This is a genomic window from Flavobacterium psychroterrae (assembly GCF_018380615.1).
Taxonomy (GTDB): domain Bacteria; phylum Bacteroidota; class Bacteroidia; order Flavobacteriales; family Flavobacteriaceae; genus Flavobacterium; species Flavobacterium psychroterrae.
Window position 1 is genome coordinate 311,730 of record NZ_JAGYVZ010000003.1, and the last position, 19,503, is coordinate 331,232.

Below are 19,503 nucleotides of genomic sequence, written 5' to 3' on the forward strand. Positions count from 1 at the left end.
TTTCTAAAATTTGGTGCAAAGGTACATTTTTTATTAATATTCAAAAGGATATGAAAAATTATTTTTGAACCTTGTTTTACAGAATCGTTATTTTAATGCTTTTCATTTAGTAATCGGACAGTTAAAAGCGTCTCAAATAACAAAAATAAAATAAATGTTACAAAAAAATTGATTTTTTCAACCATGACCTCTGCGTTATGATTTTCTAAAATCGGTCTCAAAATTAAATATCCTATTAACATTTGAGTAAAAGTTCCAAATAAAAAAGCCATCCCGATAATCTCAAAATTCTTCTTTTTTACTATTAGTAATATAAGGTATAGTAAAGCGGAAATTCCGAAAAAAATCAAATACAAAAATTCTATACTATAATAAAAGTTTTGAGTATTTACCCCGAAAACTAAAAATGCTGCTTTGTGCAAAATAAAAGCTGCCAAAGCAAATAAGAATAAATGTAAGATGGATTTGTAATTTTTTAAAAGCATTGAAATATTTTTCTGCAAAGATGCAACATTTATTTAAAGTGCTTTAAAACATAAATTACTTTGTTTTATTGATGTCGTTAACCTGACGGATAACATTATATAAGGCAAGGCCAACGCCTAACATTACAAAAATAGTATTATAATATACTTTTGGACTTGGATGATTTTCATCTAACCATGTGCCAAAATATGAAAACACAAAAATAATAATCCCCATTTGAACGGGAATATTAATAAGCGGCAACCATTTATTCCTTCTGTTTTTGTTCGGCTCCTTTTCCATCTTTTAAAGTTACTTCTTTATTATTTGTCAGCATCGTACATGTAGCGGTAAAATCAGCTCCTGGTTCAATAGAAAGTTTTCCCACAGCAACTTCACCATGAATTTTTGCCGATGCTTTTATATTAAGGATTTCTAACACTTTTATTTTTCCCTGAAACAAACCTTCAATATCTGCATTGTTGCAAACAATTTCGCCTTTTACAACGCCCGATGCTCCTATAACTAATTTTCCCTGCGAAGTGAAGTTTCCTATCAATTCTCCATCTAATCTAAAATCAGCTTTAGAAACAATATCACCTATAATAGATGTTCCTTCAACGATTCTGTTTGTTTTTCCTAAAAGTTCTGTTCCGTTTTTTTTGACTTTATCAAACATGATTATTATGGGTTTTTAGGAGCTAAATAAGCTTCAAGATTTTTTTTAATTTGTATTACTTTATAATTTTCATTCGACATAATAATTGCCGGATGTGTGATTATATATTTTTTATCTTCTCTTAAAATTCCTGCAACATCTCTTGCGTATGCTTCTGATTTTATACCATGAATAACTATAAAACTTTCTGTTTTATTATACTTGTCAAAAGAAGTTGTTAGCCTTTCAAAATTTTCAACTAAGAAAAATACTCTGATTGCTTCTTCAATTTTTTTAATTGTTTTAGTATCATTATTAGGAATCAAATATAAAATTTTCCAACTTTTAGTATCAACTGATGTAAAGTCAAGTTTTTCTAAACCAGGGATTTGTTTCTCTAAAATTTCGCGGGCATTTTTTCCTTCGTCACTATTTGGATAATCATCTGCAACTGTTTCTAAACCTTTTTTATAAGCCGCCAGACCATATACTTTTCCTAATGTATTTGCTTTTAGCAGTTCATATTTAGAAACAATTTCATCACCGGCGTATTGATTGATCAAATTATCAATATTATCTAACACAGTATCAAACTGTTCTTCCTGAAATAATTTATACCATTTTTTATATTCTTTATCAGGCGAAGTTAAATCATCTGCATTTGTATTATTTAAAATTTGTGCATATCTGGAATTTGGATATTTTGTAGTGATATCAAACTTAACAGATTCAGCTTTGGCTGGATTTGTAATTTGATATATTTTGTACAAATTATACATCGTAGGCAAAATCAATTTCTCCTCCGGATTATTTCGTAACAATTGTTCTAATTTGGCACTAGCCAAATTATATTCCTTAAATTTCTCTTTGTAAATAAGACCTAATTGATAATATGCAAAATTACGTTCTACTCCAATGCTATCAATTGCCAACTGCGTTTTTGGAAGTTGTTTTTCGTAAAAATCAGTGGTATATTTTTCAACAACAACTGAGTCTTTTAATGCATTTGCTAAATCCTGATCGTTGTTTATTGTATCATTCATTGCTGCATTATTAGCAGATTTTATTGAGGCTAATCTCCAGTTTCCGCCCACAGTTCTATTACCCCACATTTTCTTGAATTGCAATTTTCCGTAAGCAACTGTTGTTGGATTATAAAAATAAAAAGTACTTGTGCTCGCCGTTTCATTTCCTGATGGAGGATTAAATGCTCCTATGCCCGGATCACTTTTTCCAAGCGAATTAGGGTTTATAGCAGTTGGTCCGTTATTAGCATTTGTATTACGGTCTATAATCGCTAATCTTTCCTTTTCTTTTTCCTCTAAAATTCGTTTTGCTTCGTCTTTCTTTTTAAGCTCTGCAATATAACTTTCAAAGTATAATTTTCTATCGGGCGCAGGTAAACCGTACACTTTAATTATACTGTCGTTACGTTTTGCAATTCCTTCGTATTTAATTACGTTGTGTAAGTTTTTTCTGTTTTTTTGGATAAAAGCAAACTCTCTCGTTTTAGGGTCTAATTTTACTAATGTACTGTCATAATATTTTGCCGCCATCGAATAATCTGTATCTTTAAAATACATATTCCCAATATTTCTATAAGCCGAAGCAACTAAATATGGATCTTTAGATTTTCTGCCCAATGATTCATTATAAAACATCAGCGCACTGTCTTGTACCTTGTAGTTATCGTAAAAAACACCCATTTCATAAAACAGAACATCATAATAAGGTCGGTTTTCACGATCTGCAACTAACTTGTTGTACATTTTAAGAAACAATTTTTTATCACCATTTTCATAGTCAAACATTTGTGCTTTTTTGGCATAAGCATGCATCATGTATTTTCTATCTGCTTTTCGATTCATATCAATTACTCCGTCATAAAAATAACTGGCACTATCTTTTTTTCCGGCTTCCTGATACATCTGCCCTAAAATAAAACGATATCTTGCTTTGTCCTCGTTTATTCTGCTAAATTGTTCTGCAATTCTAAGTCTTGAAACGGCGCTGTCTTTTTCTTCTAAATTTAAAAACGCTTCTGCTAATAAAGCATTTGCATCAGAAAAAGTTTGTTTGTTTAAATCTGTCTTTTTTAATAAAAGCTTGATGTTTTTTAAAGCAATAGCATCATTTCCTAAACGCATATTTGTTTTTTCGCGCCAGATTTTTGCTGTATAAATATTACTGCTGTTTGGATATTTATATAAAATATAATTAAATGCTTCGAGAGCCGGAATAAAGCGCTGATCATAATATCTGGCTTTTCCCAGCATTAAATAAGCTTCATCAATTTGAGAATTTCGTTCTCTTCCGCCAATATTCATGGAGTGTTTTTGAATGGCTTTTGTAGCTTTAGTTTCTGCTTTTTCAAAATCCGGATTTTTTGCTTTGTCAACCTCTGAAAAATTTTCATCGATTTGCATTTTTTCTATCGGGAGCGTTTCCCAGAAATTATCCTGATTATTTGCCTGAATAGATTTTAATCCTTTATCAAGACCAATGCCTCCATTGTACAAAATGTTATATTTTGTACTTAGAGCATGTGAATTTCTAGCTAAAAAAGTGTTTTTCTTGGTAGAACATGCTATCAAAAGAAACAAAAAGACAAGAAAAAGACTATATTTAAGTGTATTGTTTTTCAATAGAAAGAGTTTAAATCAATTAACTTCTAAATTAGATTTTTAGTATAATGACGGGTAAAAATACGCTTCTTTTTGAAATTATAGTGGTTTAAACAGCAAAAAACAATTCCAGTTCTTGTAAGGTTTCTTCCGAAGTTTGAATATCTTTTACAATTTCGCCTTTATTAAGTGCTACAATTCTATCGCAAACCTCTACCGTATGCTGCAAATCGTGACTGGAAACCAGAACTGTAACATTAGGATTATCGGCTAAATCTTTTATGATTTTTTTTAATCTGCTCACGGTTGTCGGATCTAAATTTGCAAAAGGTTCATCTAGTATGACAACTTCAGGATTACCAATAAGTGTTGCAATAATCCCCACTTTCTTTTGATTTCCTTTTGATAAATCTCTTAAATATTTTTTATTGTTCAGGATTTCTCCATTAAAAAATTCTTCATGTTGGGCTAAAAGTGAATCGATATCGGCTTTGTTCTGATGGCGCAAATCTCCAATAAAATAAAAGTATTCCTCAGGAGTTAAATACCCAATCAGGAAACTTTCATCCAGAAAAGATCCCGTAAAAGATTTCCATTTTTCACTTGTATTTACCTGAATATTATTGCTTGTAATATTTCCGGTCGATGGCTGAATCAAATCTAATAACAAACTGAAAAAAGTAGTTTTTCCCGCTCCGTTATTTCCCACTAATCCAAAACTCTGACCTCTTGGAATTTCAAGATTATTAATATTTAAAACGGTAGTTTCGTTATATATTTTTGAAAGTTTATTTACTTGTATCATTTTTTTATTGGTTTAATTGTTGATTTGGTTAATTGTTAATTTGCTTGTTTTCAATATGATAAAAAAATATCTCATTATCAAATTGGCAAATTCTCTAATTTAGTTCTTTTGTTTATAAGCGCTTATAGTATTGTATTTTTCGATTTTATATCTTTTTTCGATTAAGGAAAAAACCTTGTCTTTAAAAATAAAACCTAAAATTCCAGCTCCTGCAACTAATGCTAAACCAATAGTTTTGTTTCCTAAATAAAGTCCAATTGCGTAGAGTCCTAATGGTAATAATAATTTTGGTAATGTCAATAACATCGCACTTACATTAAACGCTTTTTTATCTCCAAAAGCGCCTCCAGCAGAACTTAAATCGATTGGTGTTTTTGTAAATGCTCCGCCTAAAAGTACTAAGTGCGAATTGACTCCAATGTTGTAAATTGCACCAACAACGATAGTGAGATAAATTTCCCATCCGTAAAAAAGATAAAACGAAGCGATAATTGTCGAAATAAAAGTAGCAATAACAATTAGCCACCATTTTGAAGTAATATAACCGCGATACGGAATATTTTGTGTCATCATTAATTGATAATACGAACTATCCCAACTTGGTACAAACTGACCAAAGACAAATAAAAATCCTCCTGAAACAAATATTCCGGCAAAAATATGCATCACTTCCGGTTGATGTGTGTTTCCGAAAAAGATAAATCCATAAAACAAAAAGAAAATACTCATTACAATAGTCGTTTTTGACCTTTTGTTTCTTTTGATTAACTTGATGTCGTTTTTAAGAAACGTTCCTAATGTGCCGAATTGGTTGAGCCAGGAAAGGTTTTCGGTTGTAGCAATATCTTCCTTTTTAGAAAGTCCGGCATCTAAAAACAAATTGTTTTTGAAATACCTAAAAGTAAAAACATATAATCCCGCTAACACCAGAATTGGAATTAAAAACAATCCTTTTGTTTCATAAAATCCTTGAAAAACAGGCGCTGTAAAAGTCGTAATATCAAATACTTTATAATATTGTGCTGCAGCCAAAGCAAGAATTAAAGCAATGAAAACAACAAATAATTTATCAATATTACTTAATATAATATTCAGGAAATTGTTGATGTATATTAAAGAGAAAGCTGCTAAAAGCCAAAAAGTAATTTCTGCAGTATCATAACCTTCCAGAACTAACACAATTGAAAAAGGAATAAAGAAAAGTGCGTGAACCCAATTAAAAAAAGACAAAGCAGTTTTACCTAATGAAAAATGAACAATTGTGGGCTTTTTGAAAGGTAAAATCAATAACGGTTTGATATTCAATACCGGAATTGCCTGCATCAACAAGCGAATCACAAGATCGAGCAGAAAATAATAAATCAGGAATTTATTGATCGTTGATAATGGTTCGAGATTCATTTTTCTAAGTACATAAAATGCTCCAACGCCCATGCCGATAAAAATTAACGAAAAATAGACCATCAAAAAGCCTATTAAAATTTTCATTGCCACATTTGCACCAAATGATGCAGATCTGGTAAAGGTTTTCCATTCCAGATAAATAAACTTTTTAATCATGGTTATTTGGTTTTCAGTTTTGTAGTAAGAGCTCAAATGTAAGTAAACGTTACAAAAAAAGTTAAAAATAATAATTTCGTGCCTGACATTTAATTGCCGTTTGCTACTTTTGCATAAAATATACAATCATGCCTTCATTCTTAAAACTTATAATTAAAGAGGTAAAACGCGAAACAACCGATGCCGTTTCTATACTTTTTAATGTTCCCGAAGAACTTAAACCAGACTATAAATTTATAGCCGGACAATACATAAATTTAAAATTAACTCTTGATAATCAAGAAATTCGTCGTGCTTATTCTATTTGTTCTGCACCGGAAAGCGGCGAATTGCGAATTGCAGTAAAAGCCGTAAAAAATGGTTTATTCTCTCAATTTGCAAATACCAGACTTAAAGCAGGCGACGTTCTTGAAGTAGGTCATCCGGAAGGAGTATTTACTTTTGAGCCAGATGCTGAAAGACAAAAAAATTATGCAGCTTTTGTTGCCGGAAGCGGAATTACTCCAGTTCTTTCGATCATAAAATCGGTTTTGAAAAGTGAGCCAAAAAGTTCATTTGTATTGGTTTACGGAAACAGAACTCCTGATGAAACTATTTTTTACCAGGAATTACATGATTTACAATTGCAATATGTAGGTCGTTTTTTCGTGCATTATGTTTTTAGTCAGGCTAAAGCCGAAAATGCATTGTTTGGAAGAATTGAGAAATCGGCAGTGAATTTTGTATTAAATAACAAACATAAAGAACTACAATTTGATAAGTTTTTCTTGTGCGGACCGGAAGAAATGATCAATATTGTTTCCGGAATTTTGAAAGAGAAAAACGTAAAAGATTCAGCGATTAAGTTTGAGCTTTTTACGTCTTCATCTCAGGAACACGAAATCAAAGCTTCATTAGAAGGACATACAAAAATTACTGTTTTAGTAGATGATGACGAAGTTACATTCGAAATGTCTCAAAAACAAACCATATTAGATGCCTCTTTAAAACAAGGAATCGACGCTCCATATTCTTGCCAGGGCGGAATTTGCAGCAGCTGTCTTGCTCGTGTAACTTCTGGAACGGCCGAAATGACTAAAAACTCCATTTTGACAGATAAAGAAATTGCTTCAGGATTGATTTTAACTTGTCAGGCACATCCAACATCTGAGTCTATTTATGTAGATTATGATGATGTTTAGGTTTTAAAATTCCAATGAATGGGGGATAAATTCCAATAAAAAAATTCCAAATTCCAACTTTACAATTGGGATTTGGAATTTTTTTTGGTGGACTAAAGTCCTTTGCCAGAGTTTAAAAGTTGACAAATTCGTAATCCGAATTTCTTATCTATCCTAAAAATAATACACTTAGTAAATTGTCTTGTAAACAATACGTAAAAATGTATATAAAATTTTACATATTTTTTAAAAAATAAGCCTGAAATTTGTTATATTAGTATAATTAAAATTTTACACCTTTAAAATAAAGGTTGTATCTCTAATTGTCAACAAGTTTAAACATTAAATATTATGGCAATGCATCACTACCTTCGTCTCTCTTTTATATTACTTTTTGTAATAACATCCTTTATTTCTATCTATTTTATAATTAAAAAAAGAAGAAATAAAAAAGCCCCTAAACTACTTTCAAAAGAAAAATATAGTTTATCAACGCTTGAGGATATGTCAGAAATATCAATTTCTAACGATAGTTTTTTTAATATTTGGCCTTATGTAAGTGAATTAAAAGCTGCCAAAATCTTATCGAATAAAATTAAAGAATCTGAATTAATACACAAAGTTTACAGAAACTCAACCAAGGATTTTGAACACGTTTTACTAGCTACTGAAAAAGAAAATCATTTTGTTGAAGTCGTAATTGATAGAAACAAAAAGAAAGCAATGGGATATCTTTTTCTTAATTTATAAAGAATGAGTTATAATGTTTGTGAAAATAAAAAATTCCAAATTCCAACTTTACAATTGGGATTTGGAATTTTTTTATTAGAATTTTCTACAATAGCTGTGACTGAATACTGAAAACTACTTTTTCTGGCGAGATACTTCTCATCGCATCTTCATAACCGTCAACAATTTTATTTCCATAAACGGATGTTGGTAATTTTGGATATTGATTTCTGTCTGAAACTAAAGCGTTTTCCATAGTTTGATTGAAAGGCAAAAATCCTGCAAAAGGATGTGTTGCGCCCCAAAGCGTAATCACTTTTACCCCTAACATTGCAGCGATATGTGCATTTCCGGAGTCCATAGAAAGCATTACATCGAGATTACTAATTAGTTGTAATTCTTGCTGAAATTTAATTTTTCCAGCCATATTTATTACATTTTCAAATGGTTTTGCAAGTGAATCCAGAATTTCGATTTCTTTCTTTCCTCCTCCAAAAAGTAAAATTTTATATGATTTATTTTCTGCCAATTTTGTAATTACTTCCTGCATTAAATCCTGTGGATAAACCTTAGAATTATATTGGGCAAAAGGCGCAATCCCAATCAATTTTTGATTATCGTCGCCAATAATTTCTAAAATATCCCAGCTTAATTTTGCCTTTTCAGGGAAAGTCGGATTCGATAAATCTAAAGGAAATCCAAGTTCATTGAATACTTTTGCGTGTCTTTCGAACATTGTTGGTAATTGCTTGAAAATCTTATTTTCGGCTCGGGTCAACTCTTTTTTTCCTTCTCTTCCTTTATCAACTGTAGCTCGTTTTTTTCCGCTTAAAGCGAAAAGTAAGCTCACAATTTTGGATCTTAAAACATTATGAAGATCGGCAAAAGCATCTATTTTGAGTTTTTTGACATCTTGAAATAATCTCACAAGTCCTGAAAAACCTTTGTGACGCTCTTTTTCATCAAAAGTAAAAAAGTCAAGATTGGGAATTTCGTCAAAAAAAGGCTTAAAAAACGGACGTGAAATTACGGTGATTTTTACCTCTGGATATTGTTTTACAAAAGCGCGTAAAACAGGAACCGTCATAGCGACATCTCCCATTGCAGAAAGTCTCATGACGGCTATATGTTTAATTTTATTTGACAATTTTTGACTTTTAAAAATTAAATTGTGAACCAATTATATTATTTCAACTGACTAAAAATATTGTTTTATGAAATTCTATTCTTTTCTAGTTTTGTTTTTTAGCCCAGATTGAAATGGAAATCCCGGAGCAAAAAAATAAAGTTTCTTGTTTAAAAAAAGCGACCAACGGAAGCTCTTTTTTGAACAATAGAAACTCTATTTTTTTGTGAGGAATTGAAATGGAAAGCTGGAAATAGCTCCAGAAATTATTTCTTATTTTGATATAAAACAGGATTTAATTCATCGTCATTGTACATTTTCATTTGTTTGTACACTTTCATGAATTTATCGCCGCTTTCAATGTCTGCAAGTAAATCATCAATTGCTGTTGATAAATCACTTCTTTGTTCTAAAAGAATATTTAATTTTTCCTGACATTTATCTCTATGATCTTGAGAAGCTTCTGCACGAGTAGCTTCTTCATTCATATGATAAATTTTTAAAGCCAGAATAGATAATCTGTCAAAAGCCCAAGCCGGACTTTCAGAATTGATTTTTGCGCCGTCTTTTGCTTTTACATCGCTGTATTTTTGCAAAAAATAACTATCTATATATTCCACCATGTCAGTACGTTCCTGATTTGATGCATCTATTCGTCTTTTTAAAGTCAAGGCAGCTACAGGATCAATTTGCGGATCGCGAATAATATCTTCAAAATGCCATTGAACAGTGTCAATCCAATTTTTTAAATATAGTAAATGCTCGAATTTATCTTTAGGAAAAGGGTTGTTTATAGGCTGATCAACATTATCAAATTGATGATAATCTTTGATGCTTTGTTCGAAAACAGAATATGCTAATTTTGAAAACATGTCTTTATTTGTTAGAGTTACAAAGATACTTTTTATACTTTTATCGTGCGAATAAAACGATGAAATTTTCGTTATCGTACTGTAACCCATTGATAATTCTAAATTTTTATTATGAAAATCCATTATATTTCTGAAAATAATAGCGTATTAAATCATTTTTTAGGTCAAATCAGAAACGTAAATGTTCAGAATGACAGTATGCGTTTTCGAAGAAATATAGAGCGTATTGGAGAAATTATGGCGTATGAACTGAGCAAGGATTTATCGTATAAAAACGTCGAAATTCAAACTCCGCTTGGCATTAAAAAAACAACCGAAATCGAAAGTGATTTGGTTTTATGTTCAATTTTAAGAGCGGGTTTACCGCTTCATAATGGTTTTTTAAATTACTTCGATCATGCCGAAAACAGCTTTGTTTCGGCTTGCAGATATCATCCAAATAATGATGATGATTTTGAAATTCGGGTTGAATATCAAGCTGTTTCAGATATAAATAACAAAACTGTTTTATTGCTTGACCCAATGTTGGCAACAGGTCAGTCTATTGTAGCTGTTCATGAAAAATTAGTTCAAAATGCTACTCCAAAAGAGATTCACATTGTAGTGGTTATTGCTGCACCGGAAGGAATTGCTTTTCTTGAAAAAAGCCTTCCTGAAAATTGTCATTTATGGGTTGCCTCTCTTGACGAAAAACTAAATGAGAAAAACTACATTGTTCCCGGGCTGGGAGATGCAGGCGATCTTGCTTACGGAAGTAAATTATAGTTGAGAGAAATACATAAATAGACTACACAAAATCAATATATAAAAAACAATTTCGTTATTGAGTTTTTGCTGCATATATTCTACATGACTTGCAGCCATAATAGTCAAAGGAGCAATGCTAAATAACAGTAAATCATTACTTTTATCTGGCGAAACGATATAAACAATCGCCGCAATAAAAAAACAGGCAACTACTTTTTTGTATGAAGAATGTACGATTTGAGGTCTGTTTGACAACGTTGTTAACATTGAAAATATAAAAAATAAAGCCACTGCAACGTATATTGAAAGTGCTCCATTTTCGTAATTATTCTTAAAATAATTAATATCAAAATCAATTACGGCACGTTTCTGGAAAAATTCTATAATATCAATATGGAAGATTAATGCTATAAGCAGAAAAATTATTGATACTGCTAAAAGCGCTATAAAAGGTAAAATCCAGTTACGATAATCGCTCGAAGCATGAAAAACAATCGATATAAATACCAATATCAAGAAAAGAATGCTCCAAAATTGAAATAAAGCAGCTATTAAAATCCAAAAAGAAGCATCGAATATTTTTTCTTTTGAAGCTTTTAAGGATTGCAGCGAAATTAATCTGCGGAGTGCCAAAAGCACAAAAAAGTTGGCATATACAACATTTGCATTCGTAAATATCGTGGGGAAAAACAATATAAACAATAAATAGAAAAATATCGCGTAACCATTGTCTTTGCTGAGCCCGTTCTTTTTTACGATAAAATTAATCAGGAAAAAAGATGCCAAAATAAAGCAAAGCAAACTTACTTTTTGGAACGCCAAAAAATAAGAACTCACCCATGATGGATCTTTGATTTGAAAAATAAAAAAGAAAACCAGTATTAAAATTACGACCAATGAATAATTTAATGGCGTAGATTTTTTAAAAACACTTGTTATCATAAGGATATTTTATACTTTTGTGATTGTAAATATAATACTTGTTTAAAAAGGAAAACCCAACAAGTTGAAAAAAGATTCTATTATCTGAATTTTGACTTCAATGCGTTAAAAACAATAAATAACATATAATTTTATAAATTATGACAGCTTTTTTTGAAGGAATACAGTACTTATTCGTTAACATTTTATTTATTCCACTTGACTTTTTACGTCACCTAGAACGTATTACATGGTTTGGTGCTAATACTATTAACTGGATTTTTATGATCATTTGTGCATGCGCAATCGTTTATTGGATTAAACAATTACGCATTTTTGATGCAGCAGGAACTGAAAACCAAGATACTACAGCTCACTCTTTTTTAAAGTAAGTCGAAGCCAATATCTTTTCTAAAATACATCTTATCAAAATTTAGTTTATCTATATTTTGGTAAGATTTTTTTATGGCCTGTTGAAAATCGTCTCCATATGATGTTACAGTCAATACACGTCCTCCATTACTAACGACATTATCGCCATCTAATTTTGTTCCCGCGTGAAAAACTATAGAATCTGTAATATTTTCTAAACCTGTAATTACTTTTCCTTTTTCAAAATCTTCAGGATATCCTCCGGAAACTACCATAATTGTAGTCGCACTTCTTGAATCAACTTCTAACTCAAAAGTATCTAGTTTTTGATCTGCCACAGCCTGAAATAATTCAACCAAATCAGATTTTAATCTTGGAACTACAACTTCAGTTTCAGGATCTCCCATTCTCACGTTGTATTCAATAACAATTGGTTCGTTTTTTACATTGATCAAACCAATAAATACAAATCCTTTATATTCGATTCCGTCTTTTTGGAAACCTTCTATTGTTGGTTTAACGATACGCGTTTCGATTTTTTCCATTAAAACAGCATCTACGTAAGGAACCGGAGAAACTGCTCCCATTCCGCCTGTATTTAATCCTGTATCGCCTTCACCAATTCGCTTGTAATCTTTTGCCGTTGGAAGAATTTTATAGCTTTTTCCGTCTGTTAAAACAAAACAGCTTAATTCAATTCCGTCAAGAAATTCTTCTATAACCACTTTTGAACTTGCTGCTCCAAATTTTTCATGAACCAACATATTTCTCAATTCGGTTTTAGCTTCTTCAAGATCCTGAATAATCAAAACTCCTTTTCCGGCCGCTAAACCATCGGCTTTTAAAACGTATGGCGGTTGTAATGTTTCCAAAAATGCACATCCATTCTCTACAGTTTCGGCAGTAAAACTGTCATAAGCAGCTGTTGGAATATTGTGTTTAATCAAAAATTCTTTGGCAAACTCTTTACTTCCTTCAAGTTGAGCTCCTAATTTTGATGGTCCAATAACTGGAATATGTTGTAAACTTTCGTCATTTTTAAAATAATCGTAAATCCCTTTTACCAAAGGATCTTCTGGACCTACGACCACCATTTTTACATTTTCCTGAATTACGAATGTTTTTATGGCATCAAAATCTGTTGGAGACATTGCAACGTTTGTAGCAATTGCAGCTGTTCCTGCATTTCCTGGTGCAACAAAAAGTTTTTCGCAAAGCGGACTCTGAATCATTTTCCATGCAAAAGCATGTTCTCTTCCGCCTGATCCCAATAGTAAAATTGTCATGTGTAGTTGTATTTAGTTGTGGTGCAAAAATAATTGCTTTTGTACGTAAAAAATAATTAAATCTTAAAAAGTTCGTGATTCTTCTCTGTTAGTAATGGGATAATATTATTTTTGATGAAAATATATCCCCAAATGATTCCTCTTTTCGATATTTCTCTAAAATTAAATGGTTTTCCGATAAAAAAAGCTAAAGCCGAATTGAGCAAAATCGTGAATTTATCTCAAGAAGAATACAATATTTTTCTTCAAAATAAAAAAGAAGAGATTGTCAATTTTCATTTAAAGAATAATTCATTTTATCAGGAATTAATCGGAAATAAAACGGATCTGAAATGGGAAGATTTACCAATTTTAAACAAACAAAATTTACAAAAACCACTTGAAGAAAGACTCTCAAAAGGATTTCCCAAAAAAGATGTCTACCTCAACAAAACTTCCGGATCTAGCGGAACTCCTTTTGTTTTTGCTAAAGATAAATATTGCCACGCTTTGACCTGGACTTCGATTTTTATGCGTTTTGGATGGTACAAAATTGATTTTAATCATTCACTTCAAGCCCGTTTTTATGGAATTCCGATGGATTTTATCGGCTATCAAAAAGAACGTTTTAAAGATTTTTTGACGCATCGTTTTCGTTTTCCGGTTTTTGATTTATCAGATGAAGTTCTAGAGAAATTTCTGCAGAAATTCAAATCGAAAAAATTCGATTACATTAACGGTTATACAAGTTCTATTGTTTTATTTGCCAAATATTTAGAACAGCAAAACATTATTTTAAAAGAAAGTTGTCCCACTTTAAAAGCATGTTTCGTTACTTCAGAAATGCTTTTTGAATCGGATAAAAAACTGTTAGAAAAACAATTCGGAATTCCGGTCATCAATGAATACGGAGCATCAGAACTTGACTTAATTGCCTTTGAAAACCCAAAAGGAGAATGGCAGGTTAATGCTGAAACATTGTTTGTCGAAATTTTAGATGAAAATAATAAAGTTCTCCCTTACGGGGAAGAAGGCCGAATTGTCATTACTTCTCTATTCAATAAAGCGCATCCTTTTATCAGATATGATATTGGCGATATTGGGATTTTAGACGAAAGAAGTACTCCTCAAAAACCGATTCTTAAAAAATTAATTGGACGAACAAATGACATTGCCATTTTGCCAAGCGGAAAAAAATCGCCCGGTTTGACCTTTTATTATGTAACCAAAAGTATTGTTGAAGATGATGGAAATGTAAAAGAATTTATCATCAAACAAACGCAATTAGATACTTTTGAAATTGAATATGTGAGTGAAAAAGCATTAGATAAAGTTCAAATTCAAAAAATTAAAGAAGCGATCGCATTATATCTTGAACCAAATTTAAACTTTACTTTTACTAAGAAATTAGTTTTAGAAAGAAGCAAAAGCGGCAAATTAAAACAATTTACTTCGTATATTTAATATAAATAAAATCTTACATTTGTTTTTTTATTTAAAAACATATGGACGATCAATCTTTACTTTCCGAAGAAACAATTTCTAACAAAATATATTTTATTCGCGGTCAAAAAGTGATGCTGGATAGTGATTTGGCTTTACTTTATGAAGTTGAAACTAAAAGATTAAATGAACAAGTCAAAAGAAATTTATCTAGATTTCCCGAAGATTTTATGTTTCAACTTACTGAAATTGAGCATAATTCTCTAAGGTCGCAATTTGCGACCTTAGAGAAAGGGAGAGGTAAATATCAAAAATACCTTCCATTTGCTTTTACTGAACATGGCGTTTTAATGTTGTCAAGCGTTTTAAAAAGCGACAAAGCAATTCAAACCAATATTCAAATCATGCGAATTTTCACGAAAGTGCGACAAATGCTTTTGGATACGACAGAAATTAAAATTGATATTCTTCAGATTCAAAAGAAGTTAGAAAATCACGATAAAAATATTGAATTGGTTTTCTCTTATTTAGATGAACTAACTGAGAAAAAAGAGGACGAAAGTGAAAGAGTGAAAATTGGATATAAAAAATAATTCTGTGCTTTTTCAAGGTCACAATTTGTGACCTTGAAACTTGAACTCGCAAACTGCGACCTCAAGATTAAGAAAATAACTCGCTGAAAATGAGTAATATTCTTTAAGGTCGCAAAATGCGACCTTAAAGAATCCAAAAATTAAAAATTAGAGGTCACAAATTGTGACCTCTAATTTTGATAAGATCACTTAACCACATTCTCTAAAATTCACATTTAAACCTTCAAGAAAACATTGCAATCTATCCAAATTCCAATTTAAACTTTACTTTTGCCAAAAGAAAGTTTTTAGAAAGAATCCAATCAACTTATGAAAATCACTATAATCGCTGGTGCAAGACCTAATTTTATAAAAATAGCACCAATTATTAATGCAATAAAAAGCAAACAAAATGAAGGTTTTGATCTTTCATTTCGATTGGTTCATACTGGTCAGCATTATGATAAAAATCTAAGCGATACTTTTTTTGAAGAATTAAATATCCCAAAACCAAATGTCAATTTAGAAGTTAAAAGTGGTTCTCAGGCAGAACAAACTGCTGCGATTATGATTGCATTTGAAAAAGAATTACTTCAAAATCCTTGTGATTTGATTTTAGTTGTTGGTGATGTAAATTCAACAATGGCGTGTTCGATTGTAGCAAAAAAATGCAACACAAAAGTAGCGCATGTCGAAGCCGGAATTCGTTCCGGAGATTTGACAATGCCCGAGGAAATCAACAGAATGTTGACGGATAGTATTACCGATTACTTTTTTACAACCTCAACTTCTGCTTCAGAAAATCTACATAAATTGGGTTCAAATCCTGAAAACGTACATTTTGTGGGCAATGTTATGATTGATACTTTATACCAAAATATCAACAGAATTTCGGTTCCGGATTTTTGGCAAGAACATCAATTAAGCGAAAAAAATTATATTATTCTAACTTTACATCGTCCCGGAAATGTTGATGAAGTTTCTTCCTTAATTGAACTTCTTCACGGAATTGATGATTTAGTGAATGATAAAAAAATACTGTTTCCTATTCATCCAAGAACTCAGGCGATTTTAGGAGAGCGTGATATTCAATTCAAAAATATCATTTTTGTTGCGCCACAAGGTTACTTGAATTTCATGTATTTAATCAAAAATAGTTTTGCCGTTATTACCGATAGCGGTGGAATTTCTGAAGAAACAACCGTAATGGCAATTCCGTGTTTCACAATGCGAAATAACACCGAAAGACCTGAAACTGAAACCATTGGTTCTAATACAATTGTAGGAACATCGTTAGAAAATTTAAAAAATGTCTTTGGTCTGTTCTTGAAAAATGGCGCACGCAAAAGCGGCATTCCGGAATTATGGGACGGAAAAGCATCTGAAAGAATTATTTCAATTTTATTGGATAAAAAATAATGAATGACATTTTAATTATATCAAATTATTATCCACCGGAAAAAGGTGCTGCCGCCAATAGAATTGAGCAACTGGCTTTGAAGTTAAATCAAAACGGATATGAAGTTTCGGTGATTTCACCGTTGCCAAATTATCCTAAAGGCGAATTGTTTCCGGAATATAAAGGTCGCTTTTCGGTTACCGAAAAAATTCAGAATATCACGCTAAAGCGTCTTTGGATTTATCCAAGTAATAGTTCGAATATTTTTAAACGAATTGTTTCAACGCTTTCATTCTCAACCACTTTGTTTTTCTATTTACTTTTTGCTAAAACGCCTAAAAAAGTAATTGTGCAATCTCCACCTTTATTGCTTTCTTTTATTTCTGTTTTTACACTTTGGCTTAAAAGAAAAACAATAATTCTAAATGTTTCAGATCTTTGGCCAACGGCTGCTATTGAACTTCAGGTGTTAAAGAAAAATAGCTTTTCACATAAAATGCTGCTTTTTATTGAACGTTTTATTTATAAAAAAGCAACTCATATTTTTGGTCAGTCGAATGAGATCATTACGCACATTCATTCGATGTTTCCTGAAAAAAATTGCTTTTTATATCGTAACTATCCGGATCATTTTGTAGAAGATTTTCTTGTAGATAAAGACAATCCAAATAAAGCAATTAAACTTTTTTACGCCGGTTTATTGGGCGTTGCACAAGGTGTTTTTGAACTTATTCAACAATTGAATTTAGAAAATCTAAACATTGAATTGCATATTTTTGGCGACGGTGCAGAGAAAACTCAGATTGTAAATTACCTCAACCAAAATCCAAATAAAAAAATCTTTTTCCACGGAATGCTGGAACGTAATGTTCTGCATGAAACTTTAAAGGATTTTGACATTGCTCTTGTTCCGCTAAAAACGAGGATTTATGGTTCTGTACCTTCAAAAATATTTGAATATAGTGCTTTAGGATTTCCTTCTCTTTATTTTGGAGGAGGCGAAGGCGAAGATATTGTGAAAGAAAATAATCTCGGATGGGTTGTTCCTGTTGAAGATTTTGAGCAATTAAATGCTACTTTAGTCCAAATTTCAGCATTAGGAAAAGATGAAATTCAAAAGATGAAAAAGAATATTTTTCTTCATGCAAAAAATCATTTTAATCTTGATCGACAAATGAAGGAATTGATTGAAAACAATGCTTTTTAAGCAACTTGTTATAAACGAAAACGGGCAAATATCTATTGAATATTTGCCCGTTTTTTTATTTTATATAACTCGAAAAATCTTTATGTTCTTCTTTTGAAAGTTCTTCTTTTGAAAGTGATCTGAAATAATCATATGTGATTTTCATTCCTTCGGCGCGATCTACTTTTGCTTCCCAACCTAATAATTCTTTTGCTTTTGTAGTATCTGGCTGGCGTTGTAACGGATCATTTATAGGCAACGGGTGATAGACTACTTTTTGATTGGTTCCGGTTAATTTAATGATTTCTTCGGCAAAATCCTTAATCGTGATTTCGTCCGGATTTCCAATATTTACAGGAAATACGTAATCTGAATGTAATAATCTGAAAATACCTTCGACCTGATCGTCAACATAACAGAAAGAACGGGTTTGCATTCCGTCTCCAAAGATGGTTAAATCTTCTCCGCGAAGTGCCTGACCGATAAAAGCCGGAATTACACGTCCGTCATTCAGTCTCATTCTTGGTCCGTAAGTATTAAAAATACGCACAATTCTGGTTTCTACGCCGTGAAATGTATGATACGCCATTGTAATCGATTCCTGAAAACGTTTTGCTTCGTCATAAACGCCACGCGGACCAATTGTATTTACGTTTCCGTAATATTCTTCGGTTTGTGGGTGAACTAATGGATCTCCGTAAACTTCAGAAGTTGAAGCAATCAAAATTCTTGCTTTTTTGACTCTTGCTAATCCAAGTAAATTATGTGTTCCTAAAGATCCAACTTTCAAAGTTTGAATTGGAATTTTCAAATAATCTATTGGACTTGCCGGCGAAGCAAAATGTAAAATATAATCTAAGTCACCAGGAACGTGGACAAACTTGGTGATATCGTGATGATAAAATTCGAAATGTTCTAATTTGAATAAATGCTCTATATTTTTAAGATCTCCGGTAATCAGATTATCCATTCCAATAACATAATAGCCCTCTTTAATGAATCGGTCACACAAATGTGATCCTAAAAATCCTGCAGCTCCGGTAATAAGTATTCTTTTCATAGTATTTAATTATACATCGCAAATGTAACTGATTTAGAAAATTATAGAAACTATTCTAAAAAAACTGTCTAAAATTAATTTCTCATTATTTAAATATCATCTGTTAACATTTTATGAGTAACAAAAAACAGTCATAAAAAGAGATAGAATAATTATAATTTTTTTATCAATTAGTTTTTTTTAGGTAAATGTTATGAGATTCATGCACAGAGATTATCCTATTGAGAAATAAAGTATCACCTAATATTTCTATAGAGAAAAACCCAAGATCATTACTAATAATTAGTTTAGAACAATCCTCCGCTAGTTTACATGAAGTTGGTTTATTATTTATTGTAACAATTCCATTTTCATTAAAAATCCATATATCAAGATTGTTTGTTGGAGTTATTCTGTATGGTAATTGTGTATAATATGTTTTCCATTTTCCATAAATTTGGTTGCATAAATCGGTTGTTTCTGTTTGTGCAGAAAGATTAAAAGCAATAAATAGAAAAAACAAATATGTAGATTTTACATACATTTATAATACAATTTAG

General features: G+C 31.2%; 20 protein-coding genes. 8 read left to right on the forward strand and 12 right to left on the reverse strand.

The annotated features are described in order from the left end of the window. Window positions 1-92 precede the first annotated feature (92 nt). From KHA90_RS05285 to KHA90_RS05310, 6 genes are all read right to left on the reverse strand, one after another. On the reverse strand, window positions 93-503 hold the full coding sequence (locus tag KHA90_RS05285; RefSeq protein WP_244860252.1) for a hypothetical protein: 411 nt from the start codon (window positions 501-503) through the stop codon (window positions 93-95). A gap of 37 nt (window positions 504-540) precedes the next feature. Continuing rightward, window positions 541-768, reverse strand: coding sequence for an AtpZ/AtpI family protein (locus KHA90_RS05290; protein WP_213296132.1), 228 nt, complete (start codon window positions 766-768; stop codon window positions 541-543). Continuing rightward, window positions 734-1,144, reverse strand: a complete 411-nt coding sequence (locus tag KHA90_RS05295; protein ID WP_213296133.1) for a bactofilin family protein — start codon at window positions 1,142-1,144, stop codon at window positions 734-736. Before KHA90_RS05295 ends, KHA90_RS05290 begins: the two co-directional genes overlap by 35 nt. Before the next feature lie 5 nt (window positions 1,145-1,149). Next, window positions 1,150-3,768, reverse strand: coding sequence for a type IX secretion system periplasmic lipoprotein PorW/SprE (porW, locus tag KHA90_RS05300; RefSeq protein WP_213296135.1), 2,619 nt, complete (start codon window positions 3,766-3,768; stop codon window positions 1,150-1,152). Window positions 3,769-3,856: 88 nt separating this feature from the next. After that, on the reverse strand, window positions 3,857-4,552 hold the full coding sequence (locus KHA90_RS05305) for an ABC transporter ATP-binding protein (RefSeq protein ID WP_213296139.1): 696 nt from the start codon (window positions 4,550-4,552) through the stop codon (window positions 3,857-3,859). A gap of 99 nt (window positions 4,553-4,651) precedes the next feature. Then, window positions 4,652-6,112, reverse strand: a complete 1,461-nt coding sequence (locus tag KHA90_RS05310; RefSeq protein ID WP_213296141.1) for a DUF5687 family protein — start codon at window positions 6,110-6,112, stop codon at window positions 4,652-4,654. A 128-nt stretch (window positions 6,113-6,240) separates the two neighbouring features. Here KHA90_RS05310 and KHA90_RS05315 point away from each other — a divergent pair, with 128 nt between their 5' ends. Continuing rightward, complete coding sequence (locus KHA90_RS05315; RefSeq protein ID WP_213296143.1) at window positions 6,241-7,293, forward strand: ferredoxin--NADP reductase; 1,053 nt, start codon at window positions 6,241-6,243, stop codon at window positions 7,291-7,293. A gap of 330 nt (window positions 7,294-7,623) precedes the next feature. Further along, window positions 7,624-8,022 (forward strand): hypothetical protein, encoded by a 399-nt coding sequence (locus KHA90_RS05320; protein ID WP_213296145.1) that lies wholly within the window; start codon window positions 7,624-7,626, stop codon window positions 8,020-8,022. 85 nt (window positions 8,023-8,107) lie between these two features. Here the strand turns inward: KHA90_RS05320 and KHA90_RS05325 are convergent, their stop codons facing one another. Both KHA90_RS05325 and KHA90_RS05330 read right to left on the reverse strand, forming a co-directional pair. Next, on the reverse strand, window positions 8,108-9,118 hold the full coding sequence (locus KHA90_RS05325; RefSeq protein ID WP_213296234.1) for a glycosyltransferase family 9 protein: 1,011 nt from the start codon (window positions 9,116-9,118) through the stop codon (window positions 8,108-8,110). A gap of 275 nt (window positions 9,119-9,393) precedes the next feature. Further along, complete coding sequence (locus KHA90_RS05330) at window positions 9,394-9,999, reverse strand: DUF4254 domain-containing protein (RefSeq protein WP_213296147.1); 606 nt, start codon at window positions 9,997-9,999, stop codon at window positions 9,394-9,396. A 111-nt stretch (window positions 10,000-10,110) separates the two neighbouring features. On the opposite strand from KHA90_RS05330, the gene upp reads away from it, so the two are divergent. Beyond that, the gene (gene upp / locus KHA90_RS05335; protein ID WP_213296150.1) at window positions 10,111-10,764 is read left to right on the forward strand and encodes a uracil phosphoribosyltransferase; all 654 of its coding nucleotides are present in this window, start codon (window positions 10,111-10,113) and stop codon (window positions 10,762-10,764) included. Here upp and KHA90_RS05340 read toward each other — a convergent pair. Next, window positions 10,759-11,688, reverse strand: coding sequence for a DUF6427 family protein (locus tag KHA90_RS05340; RefSeq protein WP_213296151.1), 930 nt, complete (start codon window positions 11,686-11,688; stop codon window positions 10,759-10,761). The genes upp and KHA90_RS05340 overlap by 6 nt on opposite strands. A 140-nt stretch (window positions 11,689-11,828) precedes the next feature. Between KHA90_RS05340 and KHA90_RS05345 the strand changes: the two genes are divergently transcribed. Further along, window positions 11,829-12,059, forward strand: coding sequence for a DUF6341 family protein (locus tag KHA90_RS05345; RefSeq protein WP_213296152.1), 231 nt, complete (start codon window positions 11,829-11,831; stop codon window positions 12,057-12,059). On the opposite strand, the gene purD is transcribed toward KHA90_RS05345, so the two are convergent. Continuing rightward, window positions 12,051-13,325 (reverse strand): phosphoribosylamine--glycine ligase, encoded by a 1,275-nt coding sequence (purD, locus tag KHA90_RS05350; RefSeq protein ID WP_213296153.1) that lies wholly within the window; start codon window positions 13,323-13,325, stop codon window positions 12,051-12,053. The two genes, KHA90_RS05345 and purD, sit on opposite strands and share 9 nt — an antisense overlap. A 132-nt stretch (window positions 13,326-13,457) precedes the next feature. Here purD and KHA90_RS05355 point away from each other — a divergent pair, with 132 nt between their 5' ends. The 4 genes from KHA90_RS05355 (at window position 13,458) to KHA90_RS05370 (ending at window position 17,925) form a co-directional block, all read left to right on the forward strand. Then, window positions 13,458-14,768, forward strand: a complete 1,311-nt coding sequence (locus KHA90_RS05355) for a phenylacetate--CoA ligase family protein (protein WP_213296235.1) — start codon at window positions 13,458-13,460, stop codon at window positions 14,766-14,768. Between the two features lie 41 nt (window positions 14,769-14,809). Further along, window positions 14,810-15,340, forward strand: a complete 531-nt coding sequence (locus tag KHA90_RS05360) for an ORF6N domain-containing protein (RefSeq protein ID WP_213296154.1) — start codon at window positions 14,810-14,812, stop codon at window positions 15,338-15,340. A 309-nt stretch (window positions 15,341-15,649) separates the two neighbouring features. Next, the gene (gene wecB, locus KHA90_RS05365; protein ID WP_213296155.1) at window positions 15,650-16,738 is read left to right on the forward strand and encodes a non-hydrolyzing UDP-N-acetylglucosamine 2-epimerase; all 1,089 of its coding nucleotides are present in this window, start codon (window positions 15,650-15,652) and stop codon (window positions 16,736-16,738) included. Beyond that, complete coding sequence (locus KHA90_RS05370) at window positions 16,738-17,925, forward strand: glycosyltransferase family 4 protein (protein ID WP_213296156.1); 1,188 nt, start codon at window positions 16,738-16,740, stop codon at window positions 17,923-17,925. Before wecB ends, KHA90_RS05370 begins: the two co-directional genes overlap by 1 nt. A gap of 55 nt (window positions 17,926-17,980) precedes the next feature. Here the strand turns inward: KHA90_RS05370 and KHA90_RS05375 are convergent, their stop codons facing one another. Further along, window positions 17,981-18,964, reverse strand: coding sequence for a UDP-glucuronic acid decarboxylase family protein (locus KHA90_RS05375; protein WP_213296158.1), 984 nt, complete (start codon window positions 18,962-18,964; stop codon window positions 17,981-17,983). Between the two features lie 166 nt (window positions 18,965-19,130). Further along, window positions 19,131-19,487, reverse strand: coding sequence for a hypothetical protein (locus tag KHA90_RS05380; RefSeq protein ID WP_213296160.1), 357 nt, complete (start codon window positions 19,485-19,487; stop codon window positions 19,131-19,133). Window positions 19,488-19,503: the final 16 nt, after the last annotated feature.

Coding starts and splice junctions, on each gene's coding strand:
- KHA90_RS05345 (WP_213296152.1), top strand. CDS start 11,829: ATGACAGCTTTTTTTGAAGGAATACAGTACTTATTCGTTAACATTTTA.
- KHA90_RS05380 (WP_213296160.1), bottom strand. CDS start 19,487: ATGTATGTAAAATCTACATATTTGTTTTTTCTATTTATTGCTTTTAAT.
- purD (WP_213296153.1), bottom strand. CDS start 13,325: ATGACAATTTTACTATTGGGATCAGGCGGAAGAGAACATGCTTTTGCA.
- KHA90_RS05305 (WP_213296139.1), bottom strand. CDS start 4,552: ATGATACAAGTAAATAAACTTTCAAAAATATATAACGAAACTACCGTT.
- KHA90_RS05325 (WP_213296234.1), bottom strand. CDS start 9,118: ATGAGACTTTCTGCAATGGGAGATGTCGCTATGACGGTTCCTGTTTTA.
- KHA90_RS05370 (WP_213296156.1), top strand. CDS start 16,738: ATGAATGACATTTTAATTATATCAAATTATTATCCACCGGAAAAAGGT.
- upp (WP_213296150.1), top strand. CDS start 10,111: ATGAAAATCCATTATATTTCTGAAAATAATAGCGTATTAAATCATTTT.
- KHA90_RS05310 (WP_213296141.1), bottom strand. CDS start 6,112: ATGATTAAAAAGTTTATTTATCTGGAATGGAAAACCTTTACCAGATCT.
- KHA90_RS05340 (WP_213296151.1), bottom strand. CDS start 11,688: ATGATAACAAGTGTTTTTAAAAAATCTACGCCATTAAATTATTCATTG.
- KHA90_RS05360 (WP_213296154.1), top strand. CDS start 14,810: ATGGACGATCAATCTTTACTTTCCGAAGAAACAATTTCTAACAAAATA.
- wecB (WP_213296155.1), top strand. CDS start 15,650: ATGAAAATCACTATAATCGCTGGTGCAAGACCTAATTTTATAAAAATA.
- KHA90_RS05295 (WP_213296133.1), bottom strand. CDS start 1,144: ATGTTTGATAAAGTCAAAAAAAACGGAACAGAACTTTTAGGAAAAACA.
- KHA90_RS05355 (WP_213296235.1), top strand. CDS start 13,458: ATGATTCCTCTTTTCGATATTTCTCTAAAATTAAATGGTTTTCCGATA.
- KHA90_RS05320 (WP_213296145.1), top strand. CDS start 7,624: ATGGCAATGCATCACTACCTTCGTCTCTCTTTTATATTACTTTTTGTA.
- KHA90_RS05315 (WP_213296143.1), top strand. CDS start 6,241: ATGCCTTCATTCTTAAAACTTATAATTAAAGAGGTAAAACGCGAAACA.
- KHA90_RS05375 (WP_213296158.1), bottom strand. CDS start 18,964: ATGAAAAGAATACTTATTACCGGAGCTGCAGGATTTTTAGGATCACAT.
- KHA90_RS05330 (WP_213296147.1), bottom strand. CDS start 9,999: ATGTTTTCAAAATTAGCATATTCTGTTTTCGAACAAAGCATCAAAGAT.
- KHA90_RS05290 (WP_213296132.1), bottom strand. CDS start 768: ATGGAAAAGGAGCCGAACAAAAACAGAAGGAATAAATGGTTGCCGCTT.